This is a genomic window from Desulfobotulus sapovorans DSM 2055, assembly GCF_059569355.1.
This window is the reverse complement of the sequence record NZ_JCANVJ010000055.1, coordinates 1-4558: the sequence shown is the minus strand read 5'-3', so window position 1 is coordinate 4558 and position 4558 is coordinate 1. Positions and strand designations below refer to the sequence as shown.

Genomic DNA, 4558 nt, shown 5'->3' with positions numbered 1-4558 from the left:
TCCGGAATGTGGGATGTCCCATGACCGGGATGTCAATGCGGCTATCAATCTGAAAAACCTTGCAGTTCACAGTACGGCGAGTTCCGCCGGATCTTAAAGCCTGTGGAGAGGAAGGCTCTGGCCTTTGCCGCAAGGCAGGGGTGAAACCAGCCTCAGGGAAACAGGAAGTCAGCGCCAAAGCTACCTATGGGGAGATTTGGGCAGGTCTGGCAGAACGGTATCGGATCAAGGGAAGGCCCTGGAACTGTAAGGCTGTCGTCCTGGAGAAATCAGAAAAAACAGCATGTGCCTTACCTTGGGATACACCGGGTGTGCTATAGATTCTCTATGGCAAAACGCTCATACCCGTCCATGCATCAAAAAAGGGAGAGACCATGGCTGCGGAAGACTCCGGAACAAAGGGCAATTTCGATTTTCTGAAAAACCATGACCCCATTTTTTCCGAACTGGCCCTGCGAGCGGAAGAGGCCTTTGCCAGCGATCCCAACACCACCCTCATCAAGCTCCGTCAGCTGGGCGAAGCCTTTGCCCAGGACATTGCCACCCGCTGCGCTATCCCCTTTGACAGCCAGACCACCCAGGCCACCCTCCTTTACAGACTCCAGCAGGACATGGGCCTTGATCCACAGATCCGGGAGATCTTCCATACCCTTCGCATTGAGGGCAACAAGGCCACCCACGCCTTCCGCACCTGCCACAGACAGGCTATGGATGGCCTGAAGCTGGCCCGGAGCCTTGCGGTCTGGTTCCACAGAAGCTTTGGTAAAAATGCAAAGGATTTCAAGCCCGGCCCCTTTGTTCCGCCCAAAGATCCCAGCCAGCCCCTGCGGAAACTTCAGGAAGAAATGGAGCAGCTGAAGGCAAGTCTGAAGGATGCCTTTGAAAAGGAAGGGGAAAGCCGTGCCCTTGCCGAGCTCATGGCAAGGGAGAAGGAGGAATATGCGGCCCTTGCGGAGCTGATGGATGCGGAAGCCCGAAGCTTTGAGGAAAGGGCGAAGATGCAGGAGCAAAGGCTTGAGAAGGAAAGGGAGGCCTTTGAAAGCCGCATCAAAAATCTTCAGGAAGCCCTTGAAAAACAAAAAAATGAAAGAACGGATACCTCCGGCCTGAAGGACATCCGCAAGCGCACGGCGAAGGCGGCCGAAAACCTTTCCCTGAACGAGGAGCTGACCCGCATCCTCATTGATGCCAGACTTAGGGAATCAGGCTGGGAGGCGGATTCCCAGTCCCTCACCTATTCCCTTGGCGCAAGGCCTGAAAAAGGGAGAAACCTTGCCATTGCGGAATGGCCCTTAAAGGGCGGACACCGGGCGGATTATCTTCTTTTTGCGGGCCTCATTCCCCTTGCCGTGGTGGAAGCCAAGCGGGAAAACATCAACGTGGCTTCAGCCATTCCCCAGGCGGAACGCTATGCCAGAGCCTTCCGGCCTTCAGACTCCATGCAGCCCCTTTGGGAAAATGGTCCCTGGCCCGATGGTCAGCAGGATTTTTTCGGCATTCCCTTTGCCTATGCCTGTAACGGCAGGCCCTTTTTGCCCCAGATGGCGGAACAGTCCGGCACATGGTTCAGGGATCTTCGCAGCCCTTCTTCCATCCGCAGAGCCTTGGAAAACTTCCACAGCCCGGAAGGTCTTCTGGACATACTGGCCCGAAGCCGCAGGGAGTCCATGGAATTTTTAAAGAAGGAGCCCTTTGGCTATCTCCGGCTGAGGGAATACCAGAAGCGGGCCATCACCGCCGTGGAAGAGGCCCTTAGCCGGGGAGAGCGGCGCTGCCTTGTGGCCATGGCCACGGGAACGGGCAAAACCCGCACCATCATCGGGTTGATGTACCGCCTTCTCAAGGCCGAGGGGTTTCACCGCATTCTCTTTCTGGTGGATCGCACGGCCCTTGGCAATCAGGCCATGGATGCCTTTAAAGAAGCCCCGCTGGAGCAGAACCTTTCCCTTTCCCGGGTGTACAATATTGCGGAAATGGGGGACATGGCAGAAGAGGCGGAAACCCGCATTCAGGTAGCCACGGTGCAGGCCATGGTGCGCCGTATTTTCATGGTGGAGACTCCCCCTGCCGTGGATACCTTTGACTGCATCATCGTGGATGAGGCCCACAGGGGCTATGTTCTGGATCAGGAGATGGACGAAGGGGAGCTTCAAAACCGGGACGCTTTCCAGTACCAGTCCGCCTACCGCAGGGTGCTGGAATATTTTGATGCCGTTCGCATTGGTCTTACCGCCACCCCGGCCCGGCATACCACGGAGATTTTCGGCAGACCCGTTTTCACCTATTCCTACAGGGAGGCCGTGGCCGAAGACTGGCTCATCGATCATGAGCCGCCCGTCCGCTATGAAACCATGCTCACCCGCCACGGCATCCACTTTGATAAGGGCGAGGTGCAGGCCATTGATATGAAAACCGGGGCCGTGGAGCTGGCGGAACTGGAGGACGAGCTGGATTTTGATGTGGAGTCCTTCAACCGCAGGGTCATCACCGAAGGCTTCAACCGGGTAATCTGCGGGGAACTGGCCAAAGAGCTGGATCCCTTCGGCGATGAAAAGACCATGATCTTCTGCGCCACCCAGAACCATGCGGAAATGGTGAAACGTCTGTTAGATGAGGCTTTTTTTGAAAAGTACAACGGCGATTACAACGAGGCCAGCGTCCGCATCATCACGGGCCGGACGGATAAGGTGGATCAGGTGATCCGTCTGTACAGAAACGAGCGTTACCCCGTTGTGGCCATTACCGTGGATCTTCTCACCACGGGCATTGATGTGCCGCCCATCTGCCATCTGGTTTTTCTCCGCAGGGTGCGTTCCCGTATTCTCTTTGAGCAGATGATGGGCCGGGCCACCCGCCGCTGTGATGCCATCGGTAAAATCATCTTCCGTATCTATGATCCTGTGGGTATTTATGCGGCGCTGGAAAAGGTCACGGACATGAAGCCTCTGGTGAAAAACCCCGGCATTACCATCGCCCAGCTTCTGGATGAAATTACGGATGCGGCCTGTCTGAAGGAGGCCCTTGGGCAGCCCGGAGAAAGGGAGGGCAGCCCCGCCACCCATGCCCATGATGTGCTGGATCAGCTCAGCCAGAAGCTCATGCGGGTCATGCGCAAGGCGGAAAAAAAGGCCGAGACAAAGCCTGAAATGCGGGAAAAGCTGGCGGAGCTGGAAAAAAGCTGGGGATGCGCCACGGAGGAAATGCCCCGTTTTCTGAGGGAGCTGGGGCCGGAAAAGGCTTCGGACTTTATCCGCAGCCAGCCGGGTTTTCTCAGGCAGGTGGAGGAGGTTCAGGCCATTTTAGGAAGCTATGCAAGGCCCCTCATCTATGAAGGCGCAGACGAGCTTCTGGAACGCAGCCAGACCTGGGGAGAACATGGCAGGCCGGAGGATTATCTCGATGCCTTCACCCGCTTCATCCGGGAGGAAGTGAACCGCAATGCTGCTCTCATGGCCGTTGTCAACCGGCCAAAGGAACTGACCCGTGACGCCCTCAGGGAAATCCGGCTCTTCCTTGATGCCGCAGGCTTTCCCGAAGCCCATCTGCGAAAGGCATGGGCCAGCCGCACCAACGAGGACATTGCCGCCAGCGTCATCGGCTTCATCCGTCAGGCCGCCCTTGGCGAACCCCTTGTGGCCTTTGAAACCCGCGTGCATCAGGCCCTTCAGCGTATCCTCGCCATGCATGGGTGGTCGCCTGTACAGAAACAATGGCTGAAACGGCTGGCTGCCCAGCTCACCCATGAGGTGGTGGTGGATGCCGGGTTCATTAACCGGGCCTTTGCCGCCCATGGCGGCGTGAAGCGTTTCGACAAGGTGCTGGACAACAGGCTGGATGCCGTTCTGGAAACCTTCAGCGAAGAACTCTGGCAGACGGGCTGAAGCAATCAGACCCGTAAACAGTGGCAGAAATCAAAACAGAAACAGAGGAAAATCCCATGAAAAAACTGCCCATCGGTATTCAGAGTTTTGAGGCCATGCGTTCGGAGCCCCACTATTATGTCGATAAGACCCGCTTTGTTAAAACGCTCATGGATTCAGGGAAGTACTATTTTCTTTCAAGACCCAGACGCTTTGGCAAAAGTCTTTTTGTGGATACCCTGCGTCAGGCTTTTTTAGCCCAAAAAGAGTATTTTCAAGGTCTCTACCTTGAAAACAACTGGGACTGGAACACGGCATATCCTGTGATTCACGTCAGCTTTGGCAGCGGTGTTCTCCACAGTCTTGAAGAGCTTGCCATAAAAATGGAATCCATCCTCATGGATATCCGCAATGAGCACGGCATTGACTATGAAAAGCTCTCCGTCAATGATCGTTTCATGGAAGCCATTGTCAAAATTGCCAGAAAATATGGGCAGAAGGTTGTGGTTCTCGTCGATGAATACGACAAGCCCATTCTGGATAATATTGCCAATAAGAGCCTTGCCATAGAAATCCGTGAAAAACTGAAAAACCTCTACTCTGTATTAAAGGACGCAGATGTTCACCTGAAATTTGTTTTCATCACAGGGGTGAGCAAGTTTTCCAAGGTGTCCCTTTTCAGCGGACTCAACAATCTT

At 55.1% G+C, this 4558-nt stretch carries 2 protein-coding genes; both read left to right on the top strand.

All coding sequences use genetic code 11. From position 1 onward, the window contains the following. Positions 1-374 precede the first annotated feature (374 nt). Complete coding sequence (gene hsdR, locus BR04_RS17410) at positions 375-3881, top strand: type I restriction-modification system endonuclease (protein ID WP_496357298.1); 3507 nt, start codon at positions 375-377, stop codon at positions 3879-3881. 56 nt (positions 3882-3937) lie between these two features. Further along, a partial coding sequence (locus BR04_RS17405; protein ID WP_496357297.1) for an AAA family ATPase occupies positions 3938-4558 on the top strand: 621 nt, incomplete at its 3' end.